The 26862-nt window shown below is 59.7% G+C and carries 24 protein-coding genes; 14 read left to right on the plus strand and 10 right to left on the minus strand.

Going from position 1 to position 26862, the window contains the following annotated elements:
* Positions 1-120 precede the first annotated feature (120 nt).
* A complete protein-coding gene (locus BW686_RS17130) occupies positions 121-1449 on the plus strand; it encodes a DUF3100 domain-containing protein (RefSeq protein WP_084918745.1) in 1329 nt (442 codons plus the stop codon).
* A gap of 25 nt (positions 1450-1474) precedes the next feature.
* On the opposite strand, the gene BW686_RS17135 is transcribed toward BW686_RS17130, so the two are convergent.
* Positions 1475-2386 carry a LysR substrate-binding domain-containing protein gene (locus tag BW686_RS17135; RefSeq protein ID WP_084918746.1) on the minus strand — a complete coding sequence of 304 codons (912 nt, stop codon included), beginning with the start codon at positions 2384-2386 and terminating at the stop codon, positions 1475-1477.
* Positions 2387-2515: 129 nt separating this feature from the next.
* Between BW686_RS17135 and BW686_RS17140 the strand changes: the two genes are divergently transcribed.
* Positions 2516-3892 carry an L-serine ammonia-lyase gene (locus tag BW686_RS17140; RefSeq protein WP_084918747.1) on the plus strand — a complete coding sequence of 459 codons (1377 nt, stop codon included), beginning with the start codon at positions 2516-2518 and terminating at the stop codon, positions 3890-3892.
* Positions 3893-3945: 53 nt separating this feature from the next.
* On the opposite strand, the gene BW686_RS17145 is transcribed toward BW686_RS17140, so the two are convergent.
* The 3 genes from BW686_RS17145 to BW686_RS17155 are packed head-to-tail and all read right to left on the minus strand — an operon-like array spanning position 3946 to position 7519.
* A complete protein-coding gene (locus BW686_RS17145) occupies positions 3946-5103 on the minus strand; it encodes a M20 aminoacylase family protein (RefSeq protein WP_084918748.1) in 1158 nt (385 codons plus the stop codon).
* Positions 5104-5107: 4 nt separating this feature from the next.
* Positions 5108-6625 (minus strand): aldehyde dehydrogenase family protein, encoded by a 1518-nt coding sequence (locus BW686_RS17150; RefSeq protein ID WP_084918894.1) that lies wholly within the window; start codon positions 6623-6625, stop codon positions 5108-5110.
* Positions 6626-6628: 3 nt separating this feature from the next.
* Complete coding sequence (locus BW686_RS17155) at positions 6629-7519, minus strand: NAD(P)-dependent oxidoreductase (protein WP_084918749.1); 891 nt, start codon at positions 7517-7519, stop codon at positions 6629-6631.
* A 163-nt stretch (positions 7520-7682) separates the two neighbouring features.
* On the opposite strand from BW686_RS17155, the gene BW686_RS17160 reads away from it, so the two are divergent.
* Both BW686_RS17160 and BW686_RS17165 read left to right on the plus strand, forming a co-directional pair.
* A complete protein-coding gene (locus tag BW686_RS17160) occupies positions 7683-8588 on the plus strand; it encodes a LysR family transcriptional regulator (protein WP_084918750.1) in 906 nt (301 codons plus the stop codon).
* 122 nt (positions 8589-8710) lie between these two features.
* Positions 8711-9946 (plus strand): zinc-dependent alcohol dehydrogenase, encoded by a 1236-nt coding sequence (locus tag BW686_RS17165; protein ID WP_084918751.1) that lies wholly within the window; start codon positions 8711-8713, stop codon positions 9944-9946.
* Between the two features lie 92 nt (positions 9947-10038).
* On the opposite strand, the gene BW686_RS17170 is transcribed toward BW686_RS17165, so the two are convergent.
* Both BW686_RS17170 and BW686_RS17175 read right to left on the minus strand, forming a co-directional pair.
* Entirely contained in the window at positions 10039-10770 is a 732-nt protein-coding gene (locus tag BW686_RS17170; protein ID WP_084918752.1) for an aspartate/glutamate racemase family protein, read from the minus strand.
* A gap of 10 nt (positions 10771-10780) precedes the next feature.
* A complete protein-coding gene (locus tag BW686_RS17175) occupies positions 10781-11500 on the minus strand; it encodes a GntR family transcriptional regulator (protein ID WP_084918753.1) in 720 nt (239 codons plus the stop codon).
* 341 nt (positions 11501-11841) lie between these two features.
* On the opposite strand from BW686_RS17175, the gene BW686_RS17180 reads away from it, so the two are divergent.
* The 3 genes from BW686_RS17180 to BW686_RS17190 all read left to right on the plus strand — a co-directional run bounded on the left by BW686_RS17180 (position 11842) and on the right by BW686_RS17190 (position 16019).
* Positions 11842-13293: an NCS1 family nucleobase:cation symporter-1 gene (locus BW686_RS17180; protein ID WP_084918754.1), complete on the plus strand. Its 1452-nt coding sequence runs from the start codon at positions 11842-11844 to the stop codon at positions 13291-13293.
* A 325-nt stretch (positions 13294-13618) separates the two neighbouring features.
* Positions 13619-15694, plus strand: a complete 2076-nt coding sequence (locus BW686_RS17185; protein WP_084918755.1) for a hybrid sensor histidine kinase/response regulator — start codon at positions 13619-13621, stop codon at positions 15692-15694.
* 1 nt (position 15695) lies between these two features.
* The gene (locus BW686_RS17190; RefSeq protein WP_084918895.1) at positions 15696-16019 is read left to right on the plus strand and encodes a hypothetical protein; all 324 of its coding nucleotides are present in this window, start codon (positions 15696-15698) and stop codon (positions 16017-16019) included.
* Between the two features lie 9 nt (positions 16020-16028).
* On the opposite strand, the gene BW686_RS17195 is transcribed toward BW686_RS17190, so the two are convergent.
* Positions 16029-16385 (minus strand): hypothetical protein, encoded by a 357-nt coding sequence (locus BW686_RS17195; RefSeq protein WP_084918756.1) that lies wholly within the window; start codon positions 16383-16385, stop codon positions 16029-16031.
* A 225-nt stretch (positions 16386-16610) separates the two neighbouring features.
* A complete protein-coding gene (locus BW686_RS17200) occupies positions 16611-17477 on the minus strand; it encodes an alpha/beta hydrolase (RefSeq protein ID WP_084918757.1) in 867 nt (288 codons plus the stop codon).
* Positions 17478-17592: 115 nt separating this feature from the next.
* Here BW686_RS17200 and BW686_RS17205 point away from each other — a divergent pair, with 115 nt between their 5' ends.
* The 5 genes from BW686_RS17205 to BW686_RS17225 all read left to right on the plus strand — a co-directional run bounded on the left by BW686_RS17205 (position 17593) and on the right by BW686_RS17225 (position 22085).
* Complete coding sequence (locus BW686_RS17205; protein WP_084918758.1) at positions 17593-18195, plus strand: TetR/AcrR family transcriptional regulator; 603 nt, start codon at positions 17593-17595, stop codon at positions 18193-18195.
* 243 nt (positions 18196-18438) lie between these two features.
* Entirely contained in the window at positions 18439-19251 is an 813-nt protein-coding gene (locus BW686_RS17210; protein WP_084918759.1) for an SDR family NAD(P)-dependent oxidoreductase, read from the plus strand.
* 16 nt (positions 19252-19267) lie between these two features.
* Positions 19268-20116, plus strand: a complete 849-nt coding sequence (locus BW686_RS17215) for an alpha/beta fold hydrolase (RefSeq protein WP_084918760.1) — start codon at positions 19268-19270, stop codon at positions 20114-20116.
* A gap of 77 nt (positions 20117-20193) precedes the next feature.
* Complete coding sequence (locus BW686_RS17220; protein ID WP_084918761.1) at positions 20194-21195, plus strand: NADP-dependent oxidoreductase; 1002 nt, start codon at positions 20194-20196, stop codon at positions 21193-21195.
* A 77-nt stretch (positions 21196-21272) separates the two neighbouring features.
* Complete coding sequence (locus BW686_RS17225; RefSeq protein WP_084918762.1) at positions 21273-22085, plus strand: oxidoreductase; 813 nt, start codon at positions 21273-21275, stop codon at positions 22083-22085.
* A 29-nt stretch (positions 22086-22114) separates the two neighbouring features.
* On the opposite strand, the gene BW686_RS17230 is transcribed toward BW686_RS17225, so the two are convergent.
* Both BW686_RS17230 and BW686_RS17235 read right to left on the minus strand, forming a co-directional pair.
* Positions 22115-23338 carry an MFS transporter gene (locus BW686_RS17230; protein WP_084918763.1) on the minus strand — a complete coding sequence of 408 codons (1224 nt, stop codon included), beginning with the start codon at positions 23336-23338 and terminating at the stop codon, positions 22115-22117.
* Between the two features lie 77 nt (positions 23339-23415).
* A complete protein-coding gene (locus BW686_RS17235; RefSeq protein WP_084918764.1) occupies positions 23416-24093 on the minus strand; it encodes an RraA family protein in 678 nt (225 codons plus the stop codon).
* A gap of 230 nt (positions 24094-24323) precedes the next feature.
* On the opposite strand from BW686_RS17235, the gene BW686_RS17240 reads away from it, so the two are divergent.
* Both BW686_RS17240 and BW686_RS17245 read left to right on the plus strand, forming a co-directional pair.
* The gene (locus BW686_RS17240) at positions 24324-25307 is read left to right on the plus strand and encodes a hydroxyacid dehydrogenase (protein WP_084918765.1); all 984 of its coding nucleotides are present in this window, start codon (positions 24324-24326) and stop codon (positions 25305-25307) included.
* A gap of 82 nt (positions 25308-25389) precedes the next feature.
* The gene (locus BW686_RS17245; RefSeq protein WP_084918766.1) at positions 25390-26724 is read left to right on the plus strand and encodes an MFS transporter; all 1335 of its coding nucleotides are present in this window, start codon (positions 25390-25392) and stop codon (positions 26722-26724) included.
* Positions 26725-26862 lie beyond the last annotated feature (138 nt).

Here is a 26862-nt window from a genome sequence, read left to right on the forward strand (position 1 = left end):
ACCGGTCTCCATGACGTCATGGACTTCAACGCTGCCCTGGCGCTTCACTGCGCCGACCTGAAAACAGAATAACGATTGATAAGGCCTGAAAAAGGCCATTCAGCAGGCAAGGGGATCATCATGCAAGACTCACACGCTGCAGTGTCGGGCGACAATCAGGCGGTTTCATCGATGGTGAAACTGTACGTCTGGGCCGCCGTTATCCTCATCATTGCCGAAACCATCGGTGCCATCAGTATTCCCCTCGGGCCTGGCAAGGTGGTGTTGCTGCCGATGGTATGGGCGCTGGTGTTAGGTGCGGTGATCGGCATCGCCAGCCGTCGTTTACCCGGCACCATCGGTATCGATCATGGCACCCAGCTGCGCTCGGCTTCGATCCTGCAACCTGCCCTGCTGATCTTCATCGCCAAGCTTGGCCTGGTGGTCGGCGGCTCGCTGCCGGTGGTGTTCGCCTCGGGATGGGCACTGGTGTTTCAGGAATTCGGTCACTTCGTCGGCACCGTGATGCTCGGTCTGCCAGTGGCGCTGATGCTGGGCATCAAGCGCGAAGCCATCGGCGCGACCTTCTCGGTCGGGCGCGAGCCAAGCCTGGCGATCATCGGCGAGCGCTACGGCATGGACTCCCCGGAAGGCCGCGGTGTACTTGCCGAATACCTGACCGGCACGCTGTTTGGTGCGCTGTTCATCGCCATCGTCGCCGGCTATATCGCCAGCCTGGGGATTTTCCATCCCAACTCGCTGGCGATGGGTTCGGGCATCGGTTCGGGCAGCATGATGGCGGCCGCAGCAGGTGCGATTGCCGCCCAGCAGACGCCGGAAGTGGCCAAGGAAGTCATGACCCTGGCGGCGGCGTCCAATCTGATCACCACCACCATCGGCACCTACTTCACCCTCTTTATTTCCTTGCCGCTGGCGGTGTGGGGCTATCGGGTGCTCGAACCGCTGATCGGTCGCACCACCAAAGCGTCCATGAGCGATGAAGGCGTCAGCCAGAGCGATGTGTCGCTGGAGGTTCCGGAACTGGGCTGGCCGGGCAAGATCAGCGCGTGGCTGGCAGCCGGTGCGCTGGCACTGATTGCCAACTATGTCGGCTACAAGACCCTGTCGGCCGACGCCTTTACCGGCATGGGCATCATGATCTTCTGTGCCTTTGTCGGTGAAGCGCTGTGCAGCCTGATCGGTCGCAAGATCCCGGCGGTGTGTACGGTTTCGCTGGTGGCTATGTTCCTGACGTCCCCTGCTTGCCCGTGGGCCACCGAGATCGCTCGGCTGACCAGTTCGATCAACATGCTGGCAGTCATCACCCCGATGCTGACCTTCGCCGGTCTGTCGATCGCCAAAGACCTGCCGGCTTTCCGCCGCCTGGGCTGGCGCATTGTGCTGGTGTCGTTCCTGGCCAACTTCGGCACGTTCATCGGTGCCGTATTGATTGCCGAGCTGTTTCATTGATACGGATTGACTGATCCGGATCAAGCTACCCCAGCGCCTCGCTCACCAGCCAGTCATGCACGGCGCGGCGTGCCGGGGTGCTGAGCGCACCTTCGCGGTAGGCCAGGACGTATTTCTTCCTGGCCTTGATCGGATGACCGAACGGTACGATCAGCAAGCCCTGCTCAAGCTCATCGGTGATCAGCGCCTTGCGGGCGATGGCCACGCCCATGCCCATGCGCGCGGCATCGATGGTCAGGTGGTTGCGGTTGAAGGTGTGGCCGCGGCGCACGTCGATACCGGCCGCCCCAATGGCCGTCAGGTAAAACTCCCACTCAGCGTATTCATAACTGCCGCGCCAGGCGGTGATGTCGTGCAGCAGCGGAAAATGCACCAGCTGGCTCGGCGTATCCAGCGGCGGCTTGCCCTCCAGCAGGCTTGGCGAGCAGACCGGGAACAGCTCTTCTTCCAGCAACGGCGTGGTCGACAGCCCCGGATAACTGCCGTCGTTCAGGTCGATGGCCAGGTCGAAATCATCATCACGCAACGACCCGCTGCTGTCCTCGGCGATGATCCGGAATTGAATGTCCGGAAACGCTTCCTGCAAACGCGGCAGGCGCGGCATCAGCCATTTACTCAGAAAAGACGGGATGCACCGCAGTTTGAACACCCCGCCGATACGCCCGGAATACAACAGTCGCAGTTCTTCGCTGATGCGGCTCTGCACCTCGTTGGCAACCAACGCCAGACGCTGCCCCTCTGCTGTCAGCTCAAGCCCGCGCCCGACGCGATGAAACAGCGCAAAGCCCAGGCGCTCTTCGAGCTGGCGCATCTGCTGGCTGATCGCGCCGGGGGTGACGTGCAGCTCTTCCGCACAGCGGGTGAAAGAAAGATGTCGGGCTGCACAGGCGAAAACCTGTAACCAGGCGTGCATCTGTGCGTTGAAGATTCTGCTCATTGAAGAGTTCCGCTAAAGCGTTGCATAGCAACAATCGTTTGTCGTTTCGAACGTCGAAGCCAAAGATAAGGACCAGAAAAAGGGGAATACCGAATTCCCGTGCATCATCTCACTTGAAGGACCTCCGTGATGGCCATCAGCGTCTTCGACATGTTCAAAATCGGCATTGGGCCGTCCAGTTCCCATACCGTCGGGCCTATGCGCGCCGGCGTACTGTTCGTGACCGAGCTGCGCAACCAGGACCGGTTGCACAGCGTAGAACGTATCGAGGTGCGATTGTACGGCTCTCTTTCGGCCACGGGCATCGGTCATGGCAGCGATCGTGCGACTGTCATGGGTTTGATGGGCGAGTGGCCTGACCAGATCGACCCCAGTCAGGTCAATCAGCGCATCGACGCGTTGCGCGCCGATAACCAGCTGATGCTGGCGGGCGAGCACGCCATCACCTTCGTCTGGGAGCGGGACATGTGCCTGCTCGATGAAAGCCTGCCCTATCACCCCAACGGCATGACCCTGTGCGCCTACGGCAAGTCCGGGGAAATTTACGAGCAAACCTATTATTCCGTGGGCGGCGGTTTTGTGATCGACGCCGAACAGGCCGCCAGTGGCGTGCTGGACAATGACACCACCGTCCTGCCCTACGACTTTTTCAGCGGTGCGCAGTTGCTGAGACTGTGCAAGACACACGGCATGAGCATTTCAGAGCTGATGATGGCCAACGAAAAGGTCTGGCGCAGCGAAGAGGAAATTCGCGAAAAAATCATGGTCATCTGGGCGGCGATGCGCGCCTGTGTCGACAAGGGCCTGCTTGAAACCGGCATCCTGCCCGGCGGGTTGAACGTGCGGCGACGCGCTTACCGGCTGCACCAGAACCTGCAGAACCTCGACAACCCGAACGTGATCGGCTCGACCCTGAGCGCTATGGAATGGGTCAACCTGTTCGCCCTGGCGGTCAACGAGGAAAACGCAGCGGGCGGGCGCATGGTGACCGCACCGACCAACGGTGCCGCCGGCATTGTGCCCGCAGTGCTGCATTACTTCATGAAATTCAAACCCACGGCCAATGACGACGACGTGGTGCGGTTCTTTCTGAGTGCCGCAGCGGTCGGCATCCTGTGCAAGAAAAATGCGTCGATTTCCGGTGCGGAAGTGGGCTGTCAGGGTGAAGTCGGTTCGGCCTGCGCAATGGCTGCCGCAGGCTTGGCAGAGATTCTTGGCGCAACCCCCGAGCAGGTTGAAAACGCCGCCGAGATCGGCCTGGAACATAACCTGGGGCTGACCTGCGATCCGGTCGGCGGGCTGGTGCAGATCCCCTGCATCGAACGCAACGCGATTGCCGCCGTGAAGGCCATCAACGCTGCACAAATGGCCCTGCGCGGCGACGGCGCTCACCACATCTCGCTGGACCACGCCATCCGCACCATGCGCGACACCGGCGCGGACATGCACGACAAATACAAGGAAACCTCACGCGGCGGGCTGGCGGTGAACCTGATCGAGTGCTGACAGGCAATCCATGACGCCTGACGCGCTCACCCTCGAGCGCGCAGGCCGGCGACTCAATCCACCGGCAGACACTGCTCCACCAGCGACGTCCAGACGGCTACGCCCGGCTCGATGACCTGGTCGTTGAAGTCGTAATACGGGTTGTGCAGTGCCGCCGAGGGTTTATCGCCATCGACGCCCATCCAGATATACGCACCCGGGCAGGCATGCAGCATGAAGGCGAAGTCTTCAGACGCCATCGAAGGGTTGCAGCCCCATTGCACATTGGTTTCACCCACGGCCGCGACCGCTGCACGACGAATCGTGGCGGCGGCTTCGGGGTCGTTTTCGGTGACCGGATAGCCCACGTTATAGACCAGTTCACCACGCACGCCGAATGCCGTCGGCAGGCGCTCGACGAATTCGCCGATCAAGTGCTGGACCTTCTCGCGAACCGGCGTCTGCAGGCAACGCACCGTTCCTTTTAACGTGGCGGTTTCCGGAATCACGTTGATGGCCTCGCCAGCATTGAACTGGGTGATGCTGACCACCGCCGAATCCAGGGGCGAGAGACGCCGGGAGACAATGGTCTGCAGCCCGAGTACCAGTTCGGCAGCCGCCACAATCGGGTCGTTGCCCTTGTCCGGCATGGCCGCGTGACTGCCCTTGCCGGTCAGGGTGATTTCGAATGTATCCAGCGACGCCATCATTGGCCCCGGGTTGATCACGACCTTGCCTGCCGGCACGCCCGGCCAGTTGTGCAGACCGTAAATGGCGTCCATCGGGAAGCGTTCGAACAGGCCGTCTTCGATCATGCGTTGCGCACCGCCCAGGTTTTCCTCGGCAGGCTGGAAGACAACATGCACCGTGCCGCGAAACCGGCGGGTTTCCGACAGGTGCCGGGCGGTGGCCAGCAGAATCGCAGTGTGGCCGTCATGCCCGCAGGCATGCATGCAGCCGGCGTGTGCCGACTTGTGCCCGCTGTCGCCCAGCTCCTGAATCGGCAAGGCGTCCATGTCCGCACGAATGCCGATGGTCGGGCCGTCGCCGGTACGCAGGGTGCCGACCACGCCAGTGCCACCCAGCCCGCGATGCACCTCGAGGCCGAAACCGGTGAGCAGATCAGCCACCTTGTCCGAGGTGTGCAGTTCCTGAAACCCCAGCTCCGGCGCGGCGTGGATCGTGCGGCGCCACACGGTTGCTTCGTCAATCAATGTCTTTGAAATAGGCATGTGTTTACTCCAGGCTCGCGCCGTAGCCAAAACTGGCTGCGGGCTTGGCGGCAGTTTCGACCCAGACGCTTTTCACTTCGCTGTACTCGCGCAGCGCATCCAGGCCCGATGAGCGGCCATAACCGCTTTCACCATAGCCGCCAAACGGCGAGCTGACGTGGATGGTCTTGTAACCGTTGACCCAGAATGTCCCGGCACGCACCTGTTTGGCAACCCGGTGGGCGCGGCCCACATCGCGGGTCCAGACGCCACCGGCCAGGCCGAAGCGGCTGTCGTTGGCGATGCGGATCGCGTCTTCTTCATCCTTGAAAGGAATCGCCACCACCACCGGGCCGAAGATTTCTTCCTGGGCGCAATGCAGCTCGTTGGTGCCCGCCAGCACGGTCGGATTGACGTAATAACCCGGCTTGTCCGGGATCGGATCAGCCTGCTCGCCGACCAGCCTGGCGCCGTCTTTCAACGCGCGCTCGACCATGCTTTTCACATGGTTGTACTGTTTGGCGTTGTTGATCGGGCCGATCTGGGTTTCCGGGTCGCTCGGGTCGCCGACCTTGAATTGCGTCGCCGCGACGGCCAGCGCATGGGTGAATTTCTCAAAGATCGATTCCTGCACCAGCAGACGCGAACCGGACACGCAGCTTTGCCCGGCGCCGGAGAAAATAGCGGCCTGAGCGCCGCGCAAAGCGACGTCCAGGTCGGCATCTTCAAATACGATATTGGCCGACTTGCCGCCCAGCTCCAGTACTGCCGGAATGCAGCGCTGCGCCGCCGCCACCGCAATGTGCCGACCGGTTGCCGGCGAACCGACAAACACCACTTTGCGGATATCGGCCTTGGCAATGAACGCCTGACCGATGGAATGACCGAAACCGGCAATCACATTGACCAGCCCTTTCGGCACGCCTGCGCGTTCGATCAGCACACCGACGACCAGCGAGCTGAGCGGCGTCAGTTCCGACGGTTTGAGGATGACAGCGTTACCCGCCGCAATCGCCGGGGCGATCTGCCAGCCGCAGGTGAAGATCGGCGCGTTCCACGGGGTGATCTGCAACACCGTGCCCAACGGCTCGTAGGTCACGTAGTTGAGGTGCGTGGTCGGCACCGGAATGATTTCGCCGTGCAGTTTGTCCGCCCAACCGGCGTAATACTCGAACATCTCGGCCACTTTGAGCACTTCGACGCGGGCATCGCGGATTGGCTTGTTGGCAGTCAGCGATTCGATCTGCGCGAGGTTTTCCTGCGCTTCACGAATCAGATTGCCCACCTGGTACATGGCACGCCCACGCACCTGGGCGGTCAGCGCCCACCACTGTTGTTGCGCCGTTTTGGCAGCCTTGTCGGCGGCGTCGACCAGAGACTCGTCGGCATCCGGAAAGCTCAGCAACAGGCTGTCGTCGTGGGCATTGCGCACATCGACCGGCGCGCCGTGGCCTTCGATGAACTGGCCGCCGACGTAGCTGGCGATGACACTGCGATCGCCCCAGTAAGGGCGCATCAGTTCAAGGATTTTTGCAGTGCTCATCATTTATTCTCCGTGACCGTAAAGTTTGGCGTCAGTGCGCTGCACGATGGCGCAGAAGTCTTCGTTGTCCGCCAGGGTCTGGCTGCTGGCTTGCCACAATTGCGCGACCACACGCGACAACGGCAGGTCCATGTCGAGGCTGTCCGCCAGATCGCTGGCCAGCCCAACGTCCTTGCGCATCAAACCCATGGTGAAGCCCGAGTCATAGGCCTTGTTCAGCACCCAAGTGGGGAACATGACCTGCGTTGCACCGCTGCGACCGGAACCGGCATTCAGGCCCTGCAGGAGTTTTTCCGGATCGACACCGGCACGTGCGGCCATCGCGACGGCTTCGGCGGTACTGATCAGGTGGCAGGCGGCGAGCATGTTGTTGGCGATCTTGGCCACATTGCCCGCGCCGCACTGCCCGACATGCACCCGTGTGCCGCTCATGCCTTCCAGCACCGGCATGGCGCGGGCCAGGTCTGCGTCTTCAGCGCCGATGACCATCGACATGGTGCCGGTGGCCGCGCCTTTCGGGCCGCCTGACACCGGGGCGTCGATGAATGCGATACCGGCTTTAGCCAGCTCAGCGGCCACCTTGCGGCTCATTTCCGGCGTCGAGGTGGTGGTGTCGACCACGATCAGCCCCTGGCGACCGAACTCGCGGATGCCTCCCTCACCGAGGCAGACCGACTCCACATGCTCGGCCTTGGGCAGCGACAGGATCAGAATGTCGACGCTCTGAATCAGTTGCTTGCGGTCGGCAACCGGCTTGACGCCTTTGCTTTCGGCCTGGGCCAGCGCGGCTTGCGACAGGTCAAAGCCACTGACGTCAAAGCCCTTGCCGGCCAGCGTGGCAGCCATGCCGCCGCCCATGTTGCCCAATCCGATCACACCTGCTTTCAAAGTCATGTCTGCATCTCGATTAAAGGTTTTGTATGCGTTCGAAAATGACGCTGCCAGCCGCTGTCGCCAGCCCTGTGCCGATGATTCGAGTATGGACAGCGCTTTCCCCTCTCAGCAATAATCCGAAAATCGAATTTATGTTGCCTTTAGCGCAACACAGGTGCCCCCCATGAGCCTCGTGCAAGATCGTCGCATCCTGTACTTCTTCGAAGCCGTCAGGCTGGGCAGCGGCCGGGCTGCCGCTGTCTTCCTGAACGTCGCGCCGTCGGCGGTCAGCCGCCAGATTGCTCAACTGGAACAGGAGCTCGGCTCGCCCCTGCTGGAGCGGCACCGGCGCGGGGTCAAACCGACCGAGGCGGGTGACAAGGTGCTGGCTTATTACCGCCAGCGATTGACTCAGCAGGAAGTGCTGCTGGATTCGATCCAGGCACTGAAAGGCCTGCACAGCGGCTCGGTGACGCTGGTGTCCGGCGAAGGTTTTCTCGAAAGCCTGGCGCAGCCGCTGGCGCGGTTTTCCGAGCTGTACCCCAGAATCGAGTTGATCGTGAACGTCTGTGGCAGCAACGAAGTGATCCGTCAGGTGGTCGAGGACGAAGCGCACATCGGGCTGGTCTTCAATCCGGCTGCCGACCCGAAAATCCGCTCGCACGCGCATCAGCGTCAGCCCGTCTGCGTGATCACCGGGCCTGATCATCCGCTGGCTCAAGAGCAAAACCCTGTCGAGCTTCGGACACTCGATCAGTATCGCGTGGCGCTTCCCGCAGTCTCCTACGGCATCCGCCAGATTCTGCTGCAAGCCGAACACCAATTGGGCATCACGGTGCAGCCGACGCTGACCTGCAGCACCTTCGCGATGCTCAAGCATTTCGCCATGCAGGGCGGCGTCACCTTGCTGCCGACCTTCGTTGTGGAAGAGGAGATCAAAGCCGGCACTTTACGTGCCCTGCCCTTGCAGCATGAAGTGTTCAGCAGCCCGCAAACCCACCTGATCAGCCGCCTGGGCCGTCAGCTCAGCGTGGGTGCCAGTCGTTTGATGGGCATGCTGCTGCAGGACATGACGGCGTTTCGCAATTGAGATAAACGGAGCCGGCCGGCATACCGTTAGTCCCACCTGAAACAATCGCGCTGAACCATCAAAATCCTCATGGTTCCTCTTTAGTAACGGATCAGAACGTCTGCTGCTATCGAGGATTAATCATGCGAGCTTTGACTTACCACGGCGCCAAAGATGTAAAAGTCGACACCGTGCCAGACCCGGAAATACAAGAAGCCGACGACATCATCCTGAAAGTCACCGCAACAGCCATCTGCGGCTCCGACTTGCACCTGTATCGTGGCAAGATTCCGACCGTGGAACACGGTGACATCTTCGGCCACGAGTTCATGGGCATCGTGGAAGAAACAGGTTCGGCGGTCTCCGCTGTGAAGAAAGGTGATCGCGTCGTGATCCCTTTTGTGATTGCCTGCGGCAGCTGCTTTTTCTGCAATATCGATCTGTTCGCCGCCTGCGAGACCACCAATACCGGGCGTGGCGCGATCATGAACAAGAAGTCGATTCCGCCAGGCGCAGCGTTGTTTGGTTTTAGCCATTTGTACGGCGGCATTCCCGGCGGGCAGGCTGAATACGTGCGCGTACCCAAGGCCAACACCGGCCCATTCAAAGTCCCCGGCACGCTGTCTGACGAGAAAGTGCTGTTCCTCTCCGACATTCTGCCCACGGCCTGGCAGGCCGTGACCAACGCCGGGGTCGGCAAGGGTTCGAGCGTTGCCATCTACGGCGCTGGCCCGGTCGGGCTGATGAGCGCGGCGTGCGCGAAAATGCTCGGTGCAGAGAAGATCTTCATGGTCGATCACCACCCGTATCGCCTGGCTTACGCGCAGAAAACCTATGGCGTGATCCCGATCAATTTCGACGAAGACGATGATCCGGCTGACACCATCATTCGCCAGACGCCTGGCATGCGTGGCGTGGACGGCGTGATCGATGCAGTGGGTTTCGAGGCCAAGGGCAGCACGACCGAAACCATTCTGGCCACCCTGAAACTGGAAGGCAGCAGCGGCAAAGCCTTGCGCCAATGCATCGCGGCGGTCAGACGTGGTGGCGTGGTGAGCGTACCGGGGGTTTATGCCGGGTTCATCCACGGCTTCATGTTCGGCGACGCGTTCGACAAAGGCCTGACCTTCAAGATGGGCCAGACCCACGTACACCGCTTTCTGCCTGAGCTACTTGGGCACATCGAAGCCGGTCGCCTTGAACCCGAAGCGATCATCACCCATCGCATGTCGCTGGAGGACGCGGCCAAAGGTTACAAGCTGTTCGACAAGAAGGAGGAAGACTGCCGCAAGGTCATTCTGACGCCGGGCAATAATACCCTTGCCGTGCCAGACACGGACACCGAAGCACTGGTGGGTGTGGGTGTGCCGGCAATGTGACAGCCGCGAGCTTGTTGTTCCTCACGCTGAAGTGGGAATGCCTCCGGTGAGGCTCTGCGTCATCTAGTTGAGCAGCGCTGCCGGCTCAATGTTCAACGGCTCAGATAGGCAAATCGTCCCTTGAACGGCTTGCCTATCGGGTCGGCCAGGTCGCCGTGCTTGCTGGTGGTCAGCCCCAGGTCCACCAGCGATTCCGCCAGCTTCACCGCTGCTGCAACGCCATCAATGACGGGCAGACCTATCGCTTCGCTGAGTTGCCTGGTCAGATCAGCCATTCCGCCACACCCCAGCACGATGGCGCCGGCACCCTCCTGATCGCGGGCAACAATGGCCTGCTCGGCCATCAGCTCGATGAGCTCCGGGCCGCTGTCTTCAAGTGCCAGCACCGGCAGATCGATACAGCGCACCGATGTACACAACTCACTGAAGCCATAACGCTGCAACAGGTGCTCGGCGATGATTCGGGTGCGGGTCAGCGTCGTCACCACTGCAAAACGGGTGGAGATCAGGCTGGCCATGTGAAAGGCCGCTTCGGCAATGCCGATCACCGGCGCGCTGGCGTATTCACGGGCGGCCAGCAAACCAGGGTCACCGAAGCAGGCAATGATGTGCGCATCTACCTGTTGCTCTCGGCCTTTGCGTATTTCCTCAAGCACGCCGAGGGTGGCAATGGCTTCGTCAAAGTGCCCTTCGATGGACACCGGGCCATCGTCCGGACTGCAGGCAACGATTTGAGTGCCTGGGCGTGCGATGGCTTGCGCCGCCAGTCCGATCTTGCGGGTCATGGCTTCGCTGGTGTTGGGGTTGATCACTTGAATACGCACTGGAACTCCCTCAGCGTCGTTTGAAGATGCTATGAAAATCGACTGTTTCGCTGACCGGCTCGTCCACGTTCAGGCTGGCCCGGATACGACGCAGGTGCTCGGCCATCCATTCCCGGGCCTGCTCGCCCTGCCCGGCCTCGAGCAACGCCAGCAGGTCCACGTGCTGACCACAGTCGCAGCCGACACTGCGCCGCGAACCGTACACGGCAACAATCAGGGATGAACGCGTGGTGAGTTGCGCAACCTGCTCGGTCAACACCTGATTACCCGCCAACGCACACAGCTGCACATGAAAGCGCGCCGACAGTTGAATGGCTTCGCTGTGGCGACCCGCCTGCTGGGCGTCGTGTTCCTGATTGCAGAGCGCACGTAACGAGTCCAGTCGCTGGCCGCTGGCCCGCGCAGCGATGTCGGCCATCAGCGCGGGTTCTATCAGCTGTCTGGCGCCAAGAACATCCTGAGCTTCTTGTGCAGACGGTTGCGCCACTTCAGCACCGCGCTTGGGCCGTAGCGTGACAAGCCGCTCCAGCGCCAGACGTTGCAACACCTTGCGAATGCCAGTCCGGCTGATTTCGAAAACTTCGGCCAACGCGTCCTCGGGCAGACGCGTGCCTGGGGCCAGACGGTGCTCGACGATGGCCTCCAGCACATGCTGATAGATCTGCTCGTCACGGCCTTTTTCATCAGTTGCGGGGGTGAGGAACAGCGGAGCGCTGGCAGGTCGGGTCATGATTGAAACCACTTTTTCAGTGCAGATCGTATACAGGAATAGTGCCCGATGTATCGCTGGATGAGTAGCGCTATCTAGAAGGCATCATCTGAGCCCTGAGCGCGCAATACATGACGCGCACCGTAACTGCGCAAAAGCGCCCTGTTTACGTGCGGTTTCTGCACGGGCACCCCGCCGCTCAAACCAACGACCTTCAGTCATAAGATCGCCACCCTGCACAGCTTTCATCAACTTCAATGACGCAGAAAAACCTGTGGCACAGCTTTTGCGTACAGGATCGTATACAAAAAAATCATCGATCGTACTCTGATCTCATCCCCACTCGACGAGGGAGTTTCGCAATGACAGATCAACGCCCGGCCGGATACAGCCCGCGCCTGCATAACCATGATCTGGGGCCGGTGCCGCAGAAATGGACCTGGTACAACATCCTGGCGTTCTGGATGAGCGACGTACACAGCGTCGGTGGCTATGTTTTCGCCGCCAGCCTGTTTGCCCTCGGGCTGGCCAGTTGGCAAGTGCTGATCGCCTTGCTGGTCGGCATCTGCATCATTCAGGTGATCGCAAACCTGGTCGCCAGACCCAGCCAGCAGGCCGCCGTGCCCTACCCGGTCATCTGCCGACTGGCCTTCGGCGTTTTCGGCGCCAATATCCCCGCAATCATTCGCGGGCTGATAGCAGTGGCCTGGTACGGCATACAGACTTACCTGGCCTCCAGTGCGCTGGTCATTGTGGTGCTGCGTTTCTTCCCGGAGCTGGCCGCCTACCAAAATGTGACCTTTCTTGGCTTGTCCTGGCTCGGCTGGTTCGGCTTCCTGGCGCTGTGGGTGGTGCAGGCTGCCGTGTTCTGGACCGGCATGGAGTCGATCAGACGCTTCATCGACTGGGCCGGCCCCGCGGTCTATGCCGTGATGTTCGCCCTGGCGGGCTGGATCGTCTGGCGTGCCGGCTGGGACAACATCAGCTTTACCCTGGCTGAAAAAGAGTTGTCTGGCTGGGCGGCGTTCGGTCAGGTGGTCATGGCCATTGCGCTGGTGGTTTCGTACTTCTCCGGCCCGACCCTGAATTTCGGCGATTTCAGCCGCTATTGCCGCAGCATGGCAGACGTACGCCGCGGTAACTTCTGGGGGTTGCCGGTAAACTTTCTGGCGTTCTCGCTGGTGACCGTGGTGATTGTTTCCGGCACCCTGCCAATCTTCGGCGAGATGATCCACGACCCTATCGCCACCGTGGCACGCATCGATAACACCACGGCGGTGCTGCTCGGCGCGTTCACCTTTGTGACGGCCACCGTCGGTATCAACATCGTCGCCAACTTCGTTTCGCCAGCCTTCGACTTTGCCAACGTGGCCCCCAGCCGCATCAGCTGGCGTGCGGGAGGCATGATCGCCGCCGTGGCGTCGATTTTCATCACGCCGTGGAACCTGTTCAACAACCCCGAAGTGATCCACTACACGCTGGACGTGCTCGCCGCCTGCATCGGCCCGCTGTTCGGCATTTTGCTGGTGGACTACTACCTGATCAAGAAACAGCAGATTGATGTCGATGCCTTGTTCAATGACACGCCGAGCGGCCGTTACTGGTACACCAATGGCGTGAACTGGATTGCGGTCAAGGCGTTGTTGCTGACTGCACTGGTCGGCCTGTGCTTTACCTTTATCGACTGGTTCAAGCCCATTGCCAACTTCGCGTGGTTCACCGGGTGCATCCTGGGCGGCGCCGTGTTCTATGCGATGACCCGCTGGTCGCCAGAGCAGGCGGCGAACGTGCCGGCAGCGCTCGGCCAGCACTGAATAACAGCGTCAGACGCCGGAGACGGGCATCCGTCGTCGGCGCCTGAAGGCTGTAGTACCTTCAGGCCATATGCTATTGATGCAACCCCTCCCGGGCCGATCGCTCTGAAACGCCCGCTCCAGGCAGCCCCTGCAAATTATTGCGCAAACAAGATGATATTAATTTAACATCACGCATAGTATGAAGTCATTGGATGATCAAGTGTTACTGACTCCTTGCACGAACGGATGCACAAAATAGAATAAATTTTGTACAACTTTCAGGCCGCCGCGCTGCCCTATGACTGAGGCTTTGCGAACCAGGCGTTCAAGTGGGTTGATAGTGATGAGCAATGATGTTTCTGGCGGCAGGCCGTTCGCCCCCCGATTACTCCACACCTCGGCGCAGGAAGCTGCCGAGCGGCTGCAACTCGCGCTTGATTCAGGCGCGGTGGTGGGCACGTGGGTGTGGGACATCGTTGCTGATCGCCTGACCGGCGATGAGCGATTCGCCCGGACATTCGGCCTGTGCCCGAAACTGTGTGCCAAAGGGCTGCCTCTGCACACCGTGGTGGCCTCCATCCACCCTGATGACGCACGCACGGTCAATAAAAGCATTCAAGACGCGCTGTCCAGTGGCGACACCTATCGATTTGAATATCGGGTGCTGCACAAGGACGGTGTCTATCGCTGGGTTGAAGCCAGTGGAAGGATTGAACGCGACGTTGGAGGCAAGCCGCTTCGCAGTCCGGGCATACTGCTGGATATCGACAGCCGACGTACCGCCGAAGCCGAGCGCGACCGACTTAACGAACTGCTGAAAATATTCACGTCAGCCGTGCCCGGCGTCGTCTACGCCAAGGACCTCGAGGGCAGAATGCTGGTCGCGAACCGGGGCACAGCCGAACTGATCGGCAAACCGCCCGAGTTCTTCATTGGCAAGACCGATCTCGAGTTTCTGGATGACAAGGATCAGGCACGTACCCTCATGGAGAACGACCGCCGGATCATGCACGGCAACGTCAGCGAGCAGATAGAGGAACAGGTCAATCTGGCCGATGGCTCCGCGGCCATATGGCTGTCCAGCAAGGCGCCACTGCTGGACGGCAGTGGCAAGGTGATCGGTCTGATCGGCTCATCTGTCGACGTGACGGCACGAAAGCAGGCTGAAGAAGCGGTCAGGGAGCTCAATCAGACCCTTGAGCAGCGTATCGAACAAGCCGTTTTCGAACGGGAGCAAATCGAGGACGCTCTGCGTCATTCGCAGAAGATGGACGCCGTCGGGCAATTGACCGGTGGCATTGCACACGACTTCAATAATCTGCTGGCGGGTATTTCGGGCAGCCTGGAACTGATCACCAAGCGTCTTGATCAGGGACGCGTAGGTGATGTCGACCGCTATGTGTCAGTCGCTCAAGGCGCCGTGCGCCGCGCGGCTTCTCTGACTCATCGCCTGCTGGCGTTTTCAAGGCGCCAGACCCTGTCCCCGAGAGTCACCGATGTCAACGCGCTGATCGAGGACATGGAAGAGTTGATCGCGCGCACGGTTGGCCCGGCCATAGACATCAAAGTGCTTGCCAGTGACGATCTATGGCCTGCATTGATCGATCACGCTCAACTGGAAAGCTCGTTGCTGAACCTGTGCCTGAACGCCCGAGACGCCATGCCCAACGGCGGGCGCATCGTCATCGAGACCGCCAATGCGTCCCTCGAAGAGTGCGTTGACCCGGATCACGGCATTCCGGCCGGCGAGCATCTCAGCATCCGTGTCACCGACACCGGCAGTGGCATGAGCCCGGAGATCGTTACCAAGGCGTTCGAACCCTTTTTCACCACCAAGCCCATCGGCGCGGGCACGGGCCTGGGGCTGTCGATGGTCTACGGCTTCGTGCGCCAGTCCGGCGGGCAGATCCGGGTTGAGTCGGTCGAAGGCCAAGGCACCAGCGTGGTGATGCATTTGCCGCGTCACCTAGCTCAAAGCGCCCCTCGCACCGACGAGCCTGAAGCCGTGGAAGAGTCGACGCCTCACACTGGCGAAACGGTGCTGGTCGTTGACGATGAGCCCTCGGTCAGAATGCTCGTCGCCGAAGTGATCACCGGCCTGGGCTATCACTGCCTGGAAGCAGCCGACGCCCAGTCTGGCCTGGAGATCCTTCAATCAGACGCGCGTATCGACCTGCTGATCAGCGACATTGGCTTGCCGGGCGGCATGAACGGTCGGGAAATGGCTGACGCTGCCGGCCATCGCCGCCCTGGGCTGCCCACCCTGTTCATCACCGGCTACGCCAAGACTTCAGTGCTGGACGACTGCCACCTGCGGCCTTGCACACAGGTACTGACCAAACCGTTCGGCCTGGAAGCGCTCGCCGGGCGGGTAACCGGGCTGATCGGGGCTGATGCGATTGCCCGGGGTTATCCTTAACGTGCATCCAACGACGCCCGACGGTAGGTACTTTGTGGTCAAAGGCCAGCTGTGGCGTTGCTCGGATCCCTCATTGAGCGAAGACGTTCGTCAACAACGGGTTGACGAACTGATGGCTGCGCGACGCAACGTCAAAGCGGCCAAGGCTTCTGAGAATGCCGAGGCGCTGAAGGCCGCCCGAGCGGAAGTCGACAAGGCCAAGGTTGCGCTCGGAGAGCGCGGAAAAGTCTGGTGGACAGACGGAGCAGCGGACTTCAATCGGCGAAACGTTGAAAACACACCGTACGCGCAATGGTTTAAAGATCTGGACAGCCTTCAGCCCTGAAAGAGCACCTCATGATTTTCTGGCGTCGAGGGCAGAAGCGGACTCGCCGATCAGGTGTAAAAAAGGGTCGACCTGAGCGCTTTGCACTTCCAGTGCGGCCTCACCTATTTCGGTCAGGCCTGAAATAATATGCTGCACGTAAGGAAACGAGACGTCGTGATCCAGCACGGCGGCTGAAACCAAAAGACCTTCTTTCACTAGATCATCAATCATCGCCATAAAAGTCCCGATGGCCGGCACCTCAGACTGAAGACGTATCAAGGCCAGATACAGTTGGCCGGAGGTCAACTTTCGGGGACGAATGAAGTGAGCGCTGCGCACGATTTCCAGCACAGCCAGTTCATGGGATAACGGATTAAAACCCACAGCAGCCTCCCGCGTCTAAAGCCCCCGCCCCGCCTGTTCAGGCGTGTCAGGATCTTTAAATGAAGCACAGCTCGTGATGATCGGAAACACATCTGGTTTCCGTTACTCATCTTATGGTTCAACGAGCCAGGTCCTGCTGGCAGGCACGGATTTTATGACGTTGCGTGTCAACGCCCGAGAGGAATAACGGAGGCAATACGCTCGATGTTCATGCGCGGCCGGAGGTCATTGATGGCTGTCCGGTTTCAGAAATCTCATGGCTTCAGCCATCACCGACGGGTGATCGATCAACCGATTGTGACCCAGCCCTTCCGTGGTAAAGAGACGTGCTCCCGGCCACAGTTTTGCAAACAGGGCACCCTTTTCCCACGGTGTTTCACGGTCACGCCGGTCATGGATAATCAGCGCAGGACGATCAAACACGTGCAGCCGCGTACTGGCGTCGAAGTCCGCAAAGCGGTGCCCGGTCAGCGAATGCAAGACGCCTTCAAAGGGTTTGAATACCTTATGTGAAACACCGACCGTATCGAACAGTTGCAGCACGCTGTCGGTGGGTGCCAGGAACGGCGCGATCAACACAAACCGCTCGGGACGCCATTGTTCTTCTTGAGCAAAGACGATGGATGAAGCGCCCAGTGAGTGCGCAATCACCGCTGCCGGCTTTCCGAAATGACGCCCCACGCGCTGTTGCACGTCGACGAATTGAGTCATGTGGCTGATGCTGCCTGCGCTCAATCCATGTGCGGGCTGATCGAAGCCCACCACGGCGTACCCCATTGAACGCAACATCGGCACCCACCCGACAAATCGCATCGCATAGCTTGACCAGCCGTGCGCCAGCAGCACATAGGGTTGGCTCGAAGGGTCTCCCCACACGTAGGTGGAAATCTTGATGCCGTCCAGTTCCAGGGTACTCGTTTGCACATCCGGCGATGCGCCAAGGGCTGCCGCTGCCTGGGCACGTCCGGCCGGCTGGGGCGTAATGAAACGTCGAGCGAGATATCTTCCGGTGACGCCCGGTACAATACGGCTGGCCAGCGCGAAGAGGCCCCGTAGCGTCGATAGTCGAAGCGTATTGATAACCTTGCTCATCGGTATTCTCCGCCAGTCAAATGACTTGGGGGGCATTAAAACAGCCTATCTTGTCACTGACAAGATAGGCTGTGCGACGGGCACATAACTTTTATTTCATGATAGGGAGCCTTCCATGTCGACGTCAGACACCCCGCGGACCTACCACCACGGCAATCTGCCAGCCGTCTTGCGCCAGGCAGCCTGGGACATTGTGGGGGAAGCGGGCGTGCGCGGCATGTCGCTACGCGAGTGCGCCAGACGGGCGAATGTTTCCCACGCAGCCCCTGCTCATCATTTCGGCTCTCTGGAAAACCTGTTGGCGGAAGTGGTGGCAGACGGTTATGAGCGCTTGGCCGAGTCCATCATTACCGCGCAACAGGCGCTTGACGACACCCTCCTAGGCTGCGGCGTCGGCTATGTCAATTTCGCCAGAAGCTACCCGGAGCATTTTCGGCTGATGTTTGGCTCTGCCGTCAATCGCACGCTGCCCAGACTTATCGAGTCGGGTGAACGTGCGCTGCAAGTGCTCAGCCAATCGATACGCAACGCATGGATAGCGAAATACGGCAGCGAACCCGACCCGGCAGTGCTTGAACAACGCACCTTTCTCGCCTGGAGCACTGCACACGGCTACGCATCACTGACGATCGACAGGAAGACAGACCAACCGCCCATTCCCACCGCCGAGTCGATATTTCAATTGATGACGAACTTCGTGCTCGCGCCAGAAGCCTGAAAACAGGCGCACCCTCCCCCCGTCAGACCCCTATGCAAAACGCCGTCATGACCGTGCTTTTGAAGGCACGCGTCCAACGGCGTGCGCGCAATGTGGCAGCGACTTTTCTGACGACTTCCTTCATCGCCCCCTGCGAACGATGAACACGATCGCCCCTTTTGATGCCGATCAACATCAATAAATTGACATTTTAGATTTAGATCGTAATCATAAACGCCGACTCCACTTCCAGAAGCAGACACCATGTCCGAGAAAGCGCTTTTTGAAACGACAACGCCCTCCACTGTGCTGATCACCGGCGCCTCCAGCGGCATCGGTGCCGTCTATGCCGAGCGATTCGCCCGTCGCGGTCATAGCCTGGTGCTTGTCGCCCGAGACAAGGCACGCCTTGAGGCGTTGGCCGTGCGCTTGCGGGCAGAAAACGACGTTGCTGTCGAAGTGCTGCAGGCCGACTTGACAGATCCTGCCGACCTGACCGCGCTTGAAACCCGTCTTCGCGACGACGCCCGCATCGGCGTGCTGATCAACAACGCCGGCATGGCTCAATCCGGAGGGATCGCTCAGCAAAGCGCCGAGGCCATCGACAAGTTGATCACCCTCAACGTCGTTGCCCTGACCCGGCTCTCGGCAGTCGTGGCCCCGCGCTTTTCGCAGTCAGGCACAGGCGCCATCGTCAATATCGGCTCGGTGGTGGGCTTTGCGCCGGAATTCGGCATGACCGTTTACGGCGCTACCAAAGCATTCGTGCTGTACCTGTCCCAAGGCATGCACCTGGAATTGTCTCCTAAAGGTGTCTACGTCCAGGCGGTACTGCCGGCAGCCACCCGCACCGAAATCTGGGAGCGCGCCGGCATCGACCTCAACACCCTTTCCGAGGTGATGGACGTTGAAGAACTGGTCGATGCGGCACTGATCGGCTTTGATCGCCGCGAGTTGGTGACCATTCCGCCCCTGCACGTTGCGGAGCGTTGGGATTCGCTGGACGAAGCGCGCCAAGGATTACTGTCGGACATTCGACAGGCCCGCGCCGCTGAGCGCTACCGGCCACAAGTCTGAAATCAGGGTATCGGTCATGAGCAGCTCAAACCTGGCACAGTCATTTATCCAGGCACCCAATAAAATCGCGACAGTCGGCGGCATTGCCTTCGCCTATCGCGAATCAGGTTTGCGCAGTGGCGTGCCGGTTTTCCTGCTCAACTATTGGGGCGCAGTTCTGGACGATTTCGACCCGCGCATAGTCGACGGTCTTGCCGCTGAACATCACGTTATCGCGATCAACTACCGAGGCGTCGGTTTATCCGGCGGCACCTCGCCAGTGACGATAGACGAGATGGCTCGGGACACCGTCGAGCTTATCCGGGCATTGGGCTACAAACAGGTTGATCTGGTCGGTTTTTCAATGGGCGGTTTTGTGGCCCAGGATGTGGCGTCAAAGGCGCCAGGTCTGGTGCGCAGGCTCATCCTGGCAAGCACTGGCCCGGCAGGCAGTAAGGGCATCGATCAAATCGGCGCCATGTCCTGGCCGCTTATTCTCAAGAGTCTGCTGACGCTGCGCGACCCCAAGGCCTCTATGTTTTTCACCTCGACACTCAACGGCCGACATGCTGCCAGAGACTATTTGATGAGGGTGAAGGAGCGCACGGTTGCCCGCGACAAAGGGCCGACGCCGGGTCTGTTTTTTCGTCAACTCAACGCCATAAAGGCCTGGGGCAGACAGCAACCGCAAGACCTTGCACGCCTGCGCATACCTGTACTTATCGCCGCTGGGGACAGCGACATCATCGTCGCGAGCGAGCTGAGCCGTGACATGGCCCGACGTATCCCGCTGGCGCAACTGGTGATCTACCCGGACGCCGGGCACGGCGGCGTATTTCAGTATCACGCTGACTTCGTATCTAAGGCTCTGGTGTTCCTGAAGTAACGCATTCCACGTTCAGCCGCAAAGATGTTCATACAGCAATCCCATCATTGTTTTGACGCCCCTGGAAAACGAGCGACATGAAAGCACTGACATTTGAAAGCTATGGCAAGTCGCCTGAAATAGCGATTACGCATGTTCCTCGGCCGACACTCAAACCCGACGAGCTGTTGGTGGAAGTGTATGCCGCCGGTTTGAACCCGATTGACAACATGATCACAACAGGCGCGTTCAAACCGGTCTTGAAGTACGAACTGCCTGCCATTATGGGCAGCGATCTGGCCGGCGTGGTCATAGAGGTGGGCAGTGCGGTGACCCGCTTCAAAGTCGGTGACGCCATTTTTGCCAGCCTCTTCGACCTTGGCAGAGGGTCTATCGCCGAACTCGTCGCCGTGCCGGAGCACACGGCTGCGTTGAAGCCGGCCAACCTGGACTTCGTGCAAGCGGCCTCTATCCCAATGGTCGGGCTTACGTCGTGGCAAGCCTTGAAAGAGCGCGCCAATCTTCGACCCGGCCAGAAGGTATTCATCCCTGCCGGCTCTGGCGGCATCGGCACCTTCGCCATTCAACTGGCAAAACACCTGGGTGCCAAAGTCGCCACAACCACCAGCGCCGGAAATGTACCGCTGGTTCGCAGCCTGGGTGCAGATGAGGTTGTGGACTACAAGAAGCAGGCGTTCGAGCAGGTGGTGCGAGACTGCGACCTGGTACTTGGCACCACCCGAGGCGACACGATTAAAAAGGCCATTGGCGTCCTCAAGCCCGGTGGCTTGATCGTCTCCCTCGTCGGCCCGCTGGACAAAGCATTTGCTCAGGCTCGCCGAATGAATGTTTTCTTCGCCTTTCTATTCGGGCTGATGAGCCGCTCGATCATCCGCCGTGCGAGAAAAAACAAGGTCACGTACTCGTTTTTGTTCGTGCGACCGGACGGCGCTCAACTGGGGAACATTGCCGAGCTGCTTGAACGCGGACAGATCAAACCCGTGATTGACAGGGTCTTTCCGTTTCAACAAGCCAGAGAGGGCCTTGAGTATCTGGCCAAAGGTCGCGCTAAAGGCAAGGTTGTCGTGACGATCAAGTAAGTGTCGATGGCCAGCCTGGTCGTCTATCCGCATCACTCACGTGTTGGTATGCCACTTTTTGAGCATCGGAGTATTTCATGAGCACCACTTCCAGAAAAACCGCCATTGTCACCGGCGCATCCTCCGGCATTGGCCGCGCGACAGCCGAGGCGCTGGTGCAGTCGGGCTATACCGTGTTCGGCACGAGCCGCAAGATCGGCGACGGTTTAGCGCAGATGTCCATGCTGACGTGCGACGTTACAAACGATGAATCTGTGCGCACGCTGGTTTCCACCGTGCTCGCGCAGACCGGGCGAATAGACCTGTTGGTCAACAATGCCGGCATCGGACTGCTGGGTGGCGCAGAAGAGTTCTCGATCCCGCAGGTGCAGGCGCTGTTCGATGTCAACCTGTTCGGCGTGATCCGCATGACCAACGCGGTATTACCGTCGATGCGCCAACGTGGCGAAGGGCGCATCATCAATATCGGATCAATTCTGGGCTTGGTGCCCGCACCCTACTCGTCTCATTATTCGGCGGCCAAGCACGCGCTGGAAGGCTATTCGGAATCGCTCGATCACGAAGTTCGCGCTTTCAATGTTCGCGTCTCGGTCATCGAACCGGCATTTGTACGAACCGTCTTCGACCAAAACGGCATCGAGCCGGATTCGCGCTTGAAGGAATACGACCAGGCCCGGGTCGGGTTCAAGGCTCTGTTGGCCGATGTGATGCCAACAGCCGACCTGCCGGATGTCGTAGCGGCTGTCGTGCTGAAGGCGGCGAGCGATGCACGACCGAAACGTCGTTATACGGCTGGCAAGGCCGCGCGACAGATCAGCATGCTGCGTCGTTTTGCACCTGCAGGGCTGTTTGACAAGAACCTGCGCAAGCAATTTCGTTTGCCGGTGTGAGGTGTGGGGCACGGGTCATGGCCGGTTTGTCAGCGCTTCGTCCCATATCCGTCGACAATAAAAAACAATGCCAGCAAGGCACCACTGATTCCCAGGGTGGCGGGTGCTCCCAGTGCCGCGGCACAGAGCCCCGCCAACAGTCCGCCGATGGCTTCGAAACCAAACCTCATTGCAATGTAGAACGCGATGATACGCCCGCGAAGCTCTGAGGGTGCCTGGCTTTGCAGCAGCATGTTGGTGCTGACGTTACTGGCGGTAATCCCGAAACCCACCAGTGCCAGCAGCCCCAACGCCACGGTCAGCGGAAGACTGAAGCCCAGCCCGAGCATCGCAGCTGAACAACACACGACGGCCATCGAAATGAATACGTGAAGCCGGTCAAGCGTCCCGCCTAACGCAAGCATCAACGTAGCGATAAACGCGCCAGCGCCGGCAGCGCCCCACAACCACCCCAATGTCTGAGCGTCACCGGCATAGTCGGTCTTTGCCAGGATGGGCAGCAACACCGCGTAGTTTGAGGCCAGCAGGTTCACTGCCACCACGCTGATGATCAAGCGACGGACACTCACTGTGCGCCATATATAGCTCAACCCCTCCTTGAACATCTGACCGGTAGAACCGATTGCCCTCGCGACAGGCGCTATTTTCGTTCTGCTCAGGCTGACCAGCAAAAGCGTGAATGCGATGGAAGTCATGAGAAAGCATGCCCCCTCGCCACTGACCGTAATCAGTACACCTGCCAGGGGCGGGCCAATGAAGCGAGCTGCATTGATGAGCATGGCATTGAGCGCCAAGGCATTTGGAAGGTCAGCCGGGTCCGGTACAAAGCTCCCGATGAGTGCCTGACGAAGAGGCGTTTCTACCGCATTCAGCAGCCCGAGGATCAATGCCATGACGATGATTGCGACGTCCGTCATCCATCCTGTCCAGGCCAGCACGGCCAGGGAAAACGACTGGATGGCCAACAATCCTTGAGCCAGGATCAGCAGCCGACGCTTGTCATGACGGTCGATCCAGGCACCTGCCAACGGGCCGACCACCAACTGCGGCGCCAGTGTGAGAAACGTCAGCAGCCCCAATAACAGTGCAGAGGATGTCAGGTGGTAGGCCAGCCAGGATAGCGCCACCTGCTGCACCCACTTGCCGAGGGTAGAGATGGCCTGACCCGCAAAATAAATCTGGAAATTTCGATGCGCCAAGGCCCGCACCGGAGCGGGCCAACGCGTTGGAACTGAATCAGGGGACGATTGCATGGAGCCCTCACCTAAGGCCCTTCGCGTTCACCCCTGGCAAGCTGGAGATCGTGCGCGAAAGGCACGATTACGCCAGCTCATTCTGGAAGCTGACAGCCTTTTTTCTTCAGTGACTCGAGTACCCAGGAGCGATCATTTTCACCGTTGGCGATCTGCTCCAATTGCTTTTGCTCTGCATGGTGCTTGGCTGCTGCCCGGTCATAGACCTCGGCAACCTGGTCGTAAGGAACGCACAGCAAGCCGTCGTCGTCCCCAATCACCAGATCTCCCGCCTCGATGACCATGCCATCAATGGCGATCGGCACATTGATTTCACCTGGCCCGTCTTTATAAGGCCCCCGGTGCGAAACGCCCGCTGCAAACATCGGAAAGTCGCCTGCACCGATGCTGGCGGCATCACGGATTGCCCCGTTGATGACGATGCCCGCCACCCCCCGTTTTACAGCATAAGCCACCATCATTTCGCCGATCAGCGCATTCGTCAGGTCTCCCCCCGCATCCACCACGATCACATCACCCGGCTGTGCGATGTCAATGGCGTAATGCAGCATCAGGTTGTCGCCCGGGCGGGCTTTAACCGTCAAGGCCGGGCCGGCGAGAACACCGGCACGGTGCATGGGTCGCAGTTGCGATCCGCCAGCGGTCATCCGGTTCATCGAGTCACTGACATTGGCCACCGGGACATCGCGGTAGCGTGCGACCCATTCCGGGCTGACTTTGCGGGCTGCATCGAGAACTCTGAATCCGATCGTCATGTGGCTTTTCTCTCTTGAAATTATTGGATGCCGACAGGTCACAAGAACCTTATAACAGAATGTCATTTCATTTTAATACGTTCAAGAGGCGAAATTCTCAACGAAGCGCCGCTCGTCAAGATTATTTATCCGATTATATTGCAACGTCATTTCATTATGGTAGGGTTCAGTCAAGTGCTGATGACCTCTGGCCAACCGCGCACGAACCCTATAAGAACAAGGTATTGATCATGAATCGGAAGATCCTGCTGACAGGCCCCGAACTGGCGGCCGATGCGATGGCGTACGCTGCGTCCCAAGGCATCACCATCATCCCCACCACGCCCTACATGCCCGCCGAAGCGCTGACTGCAAAGATCCGTGATGAACAGCCTCATGCGATCATCGTGCGTCAGGGCAAGCTGACCAGGGACATGATCCAGGCCTCAAGCAATCTGAAGATCATCGCCAAGCATGGCGTGGGTTACGACACCATCGACATACAGGCGGCGGCTGACAGCAACGTTCCCGTGACCATCGCATTCGGTGCCAATGCCCAGTCGGTGGCAGAGCATGCCTTTGCGCTGATGTTCAGCGTGGCGCGCCAGACCGCCGCACTCGATGCCCGGATGCGGGCGGGCCACTGGGACAAGGCCACCGCCAACGGGGTCGAGCTTTTTGGCAAGACGCTGGGCCTGGTGGGCCTGGGTTCCATCGGCAGCATCCTGATGGACCTGGTCGCCCCGTTGCGCATGAACGTAAAAGTCTTCGACCCTTACCTCAAAACACTCCCTGATCGCGATTACGTCGCGCGTGAAACCGACTTCAATCGGCTGCTGGCTACCAGCGATGTCATCAGCCTTCACTGCCCTCTTACCGACGAGAACGGCAACCTCTTCGGCCGCGAACAGTTCGAGCGCATGCGACCCACCAGCATTCTGATCAATACTGCACGCGGCGAGCTTGTCGACACGGCAGCGCTGGTCGAAGCCTTGAAGACAGGTCAGATCCTCGGAGCCGGGCTGGACACTTTCAACCCTGAACCACCTTCCGCGGACAGCCCTTTGTGGAGCCTTGGGAATCTGGTGGCGACACCTCACGTCGGCGCCAACACCACCGACTCCCGCGACCGGGTCGGACTGCTGGCTGTTCAGCAGATCGTGATGGCGTGGGAAGGCGGTCATCTTGACCCCCGCAGCATCGTCAACCGACGCTTGCTATCGGCTGAAGCCTGACGTTTCACGACCGGATCGGCACACCCGAGCCCGCGATAACCTGCACACCGATTCTCCAGAAAAATAAGCATAGGAGAGCATCATGGCCGTAGCCCCAGCCTCACCCGGCATCAGTGAATTAGAACGTCTGACGATGAAACGCGTGGCCTGGCGCCTGCTTCCCTTTCTGATTATCTGCTACCTGATCGCTATCATCGATCGCGGCAACATCGGGATGGCATCGCTGCAAATGAACCATGATCTGGGCCTGAGCCCGGCCATTTTCGGGTTTGCCAGCAGTCTGTTTTTCGTTTCATATTTTCTGGTCGAAGTACCCAGCAACCTGGCCCTGCAAAAATTCGGCGCACGGGTATGGATCGCCAGAATCATGATCACCTGGGGCATCGTCTCCGCGGGCACTGCGTTTGTTCAGGGTGCGAACTCCCTGTACGTCATGCGCTTTCTACTGGGCGCGGCGGAAGCCGGCTTTTTCCCGGGCGTTCTGCTCTACCTCACTTACTGGCTGCCGGCAGCTTATCGGGCACGCATGGTCGCCATCTTCATGGTCGCGATCCCGGGCGCTAACTTTATTGGCTCGCCGTTATCCGGGTTGCTGCTCAGTCTGGATGGCTGGATGGGGATGCGAGGCTGGCATTGGCTGTTCATTCTGGAAGGCATTCCGGCGGTATTGCTGGGTATTGCCTGCCTGTTTGTACTGACGGATCGTCCTGAACAAGCGAAGTGGCTGACTGACCAACAACGCCATTGGCTCACCGGAAGGCTCGCGGAGGAGCGTGCGAAGAAAACCAACATCGGGCATATCTCGCTTTGGAAGCTGCTCAAGCACAAAGATATCTGGGTGCTTGCACTGATCTACTCCGGAGCCTCCGCAGCGGGCAGTACCATGAGCGTCTGGGCGCCGCAGCTGTTGAAAACCTTCGGCCTGTCCAACCTGGAAATAGGCCTGGTCAATGCCATCCCCTATGGCATTGCCTCGGTGGCGATGATCATTTGGGGCCGTAGCTCCGACCGCACCAACGAGCGCCGCTGGCACACCTCGCTGACCTTGCTGCTGATTACCGCAGGCCTGCTGCTGGCACTGGTGACGTCCTCGCTTGCCGCGACCGTCTTCCTGCTCACGATGGTGCTGATCGGTGCCTACTCGATGAAAGGCCCCTTCTGGGCACTGGTGTCTGGCTGGCTGTCTTCGTCCACCGCGGCCGCCGGCCTGGCCGCAATCGGCGCACTTGCCAACCTGATAGGCGGCGGGTTGATGGTCAACGCTTATGGCGCCATTCATGAAGCCACCGGCAGCTATGCCATTGCCATGCTGCCATTGGCTGCACTGTGTGCGACAGGCGGAATCATGGTGCTGATCATGGGCCGCAAGCGTCAGAAAGAAGCGTCTTCCTGCCCAGACCTTTCGAAAGCAAACTGACGCGTTCTCTGCGCAACGCCATTGGCATTGAAGATGCCAATGGCGTTGACGCTGGCACCCTGGACCTGTTGATCCAATGGGTTCCGAAGAGAAGGATCACCGCCGAACGCTTCGCGACAACCCTCTCGAACTCTACGG

The organism is Pseudomonas syringae (genome assembly GCF_002157375.1).
GTDB lineage: Bacteria > Pseudomonadota > Gammaproteobacteria > Pseudomonadales > Pseudomonadaceae > Aquipseudomonas > Aquipseudomonas syringae_T.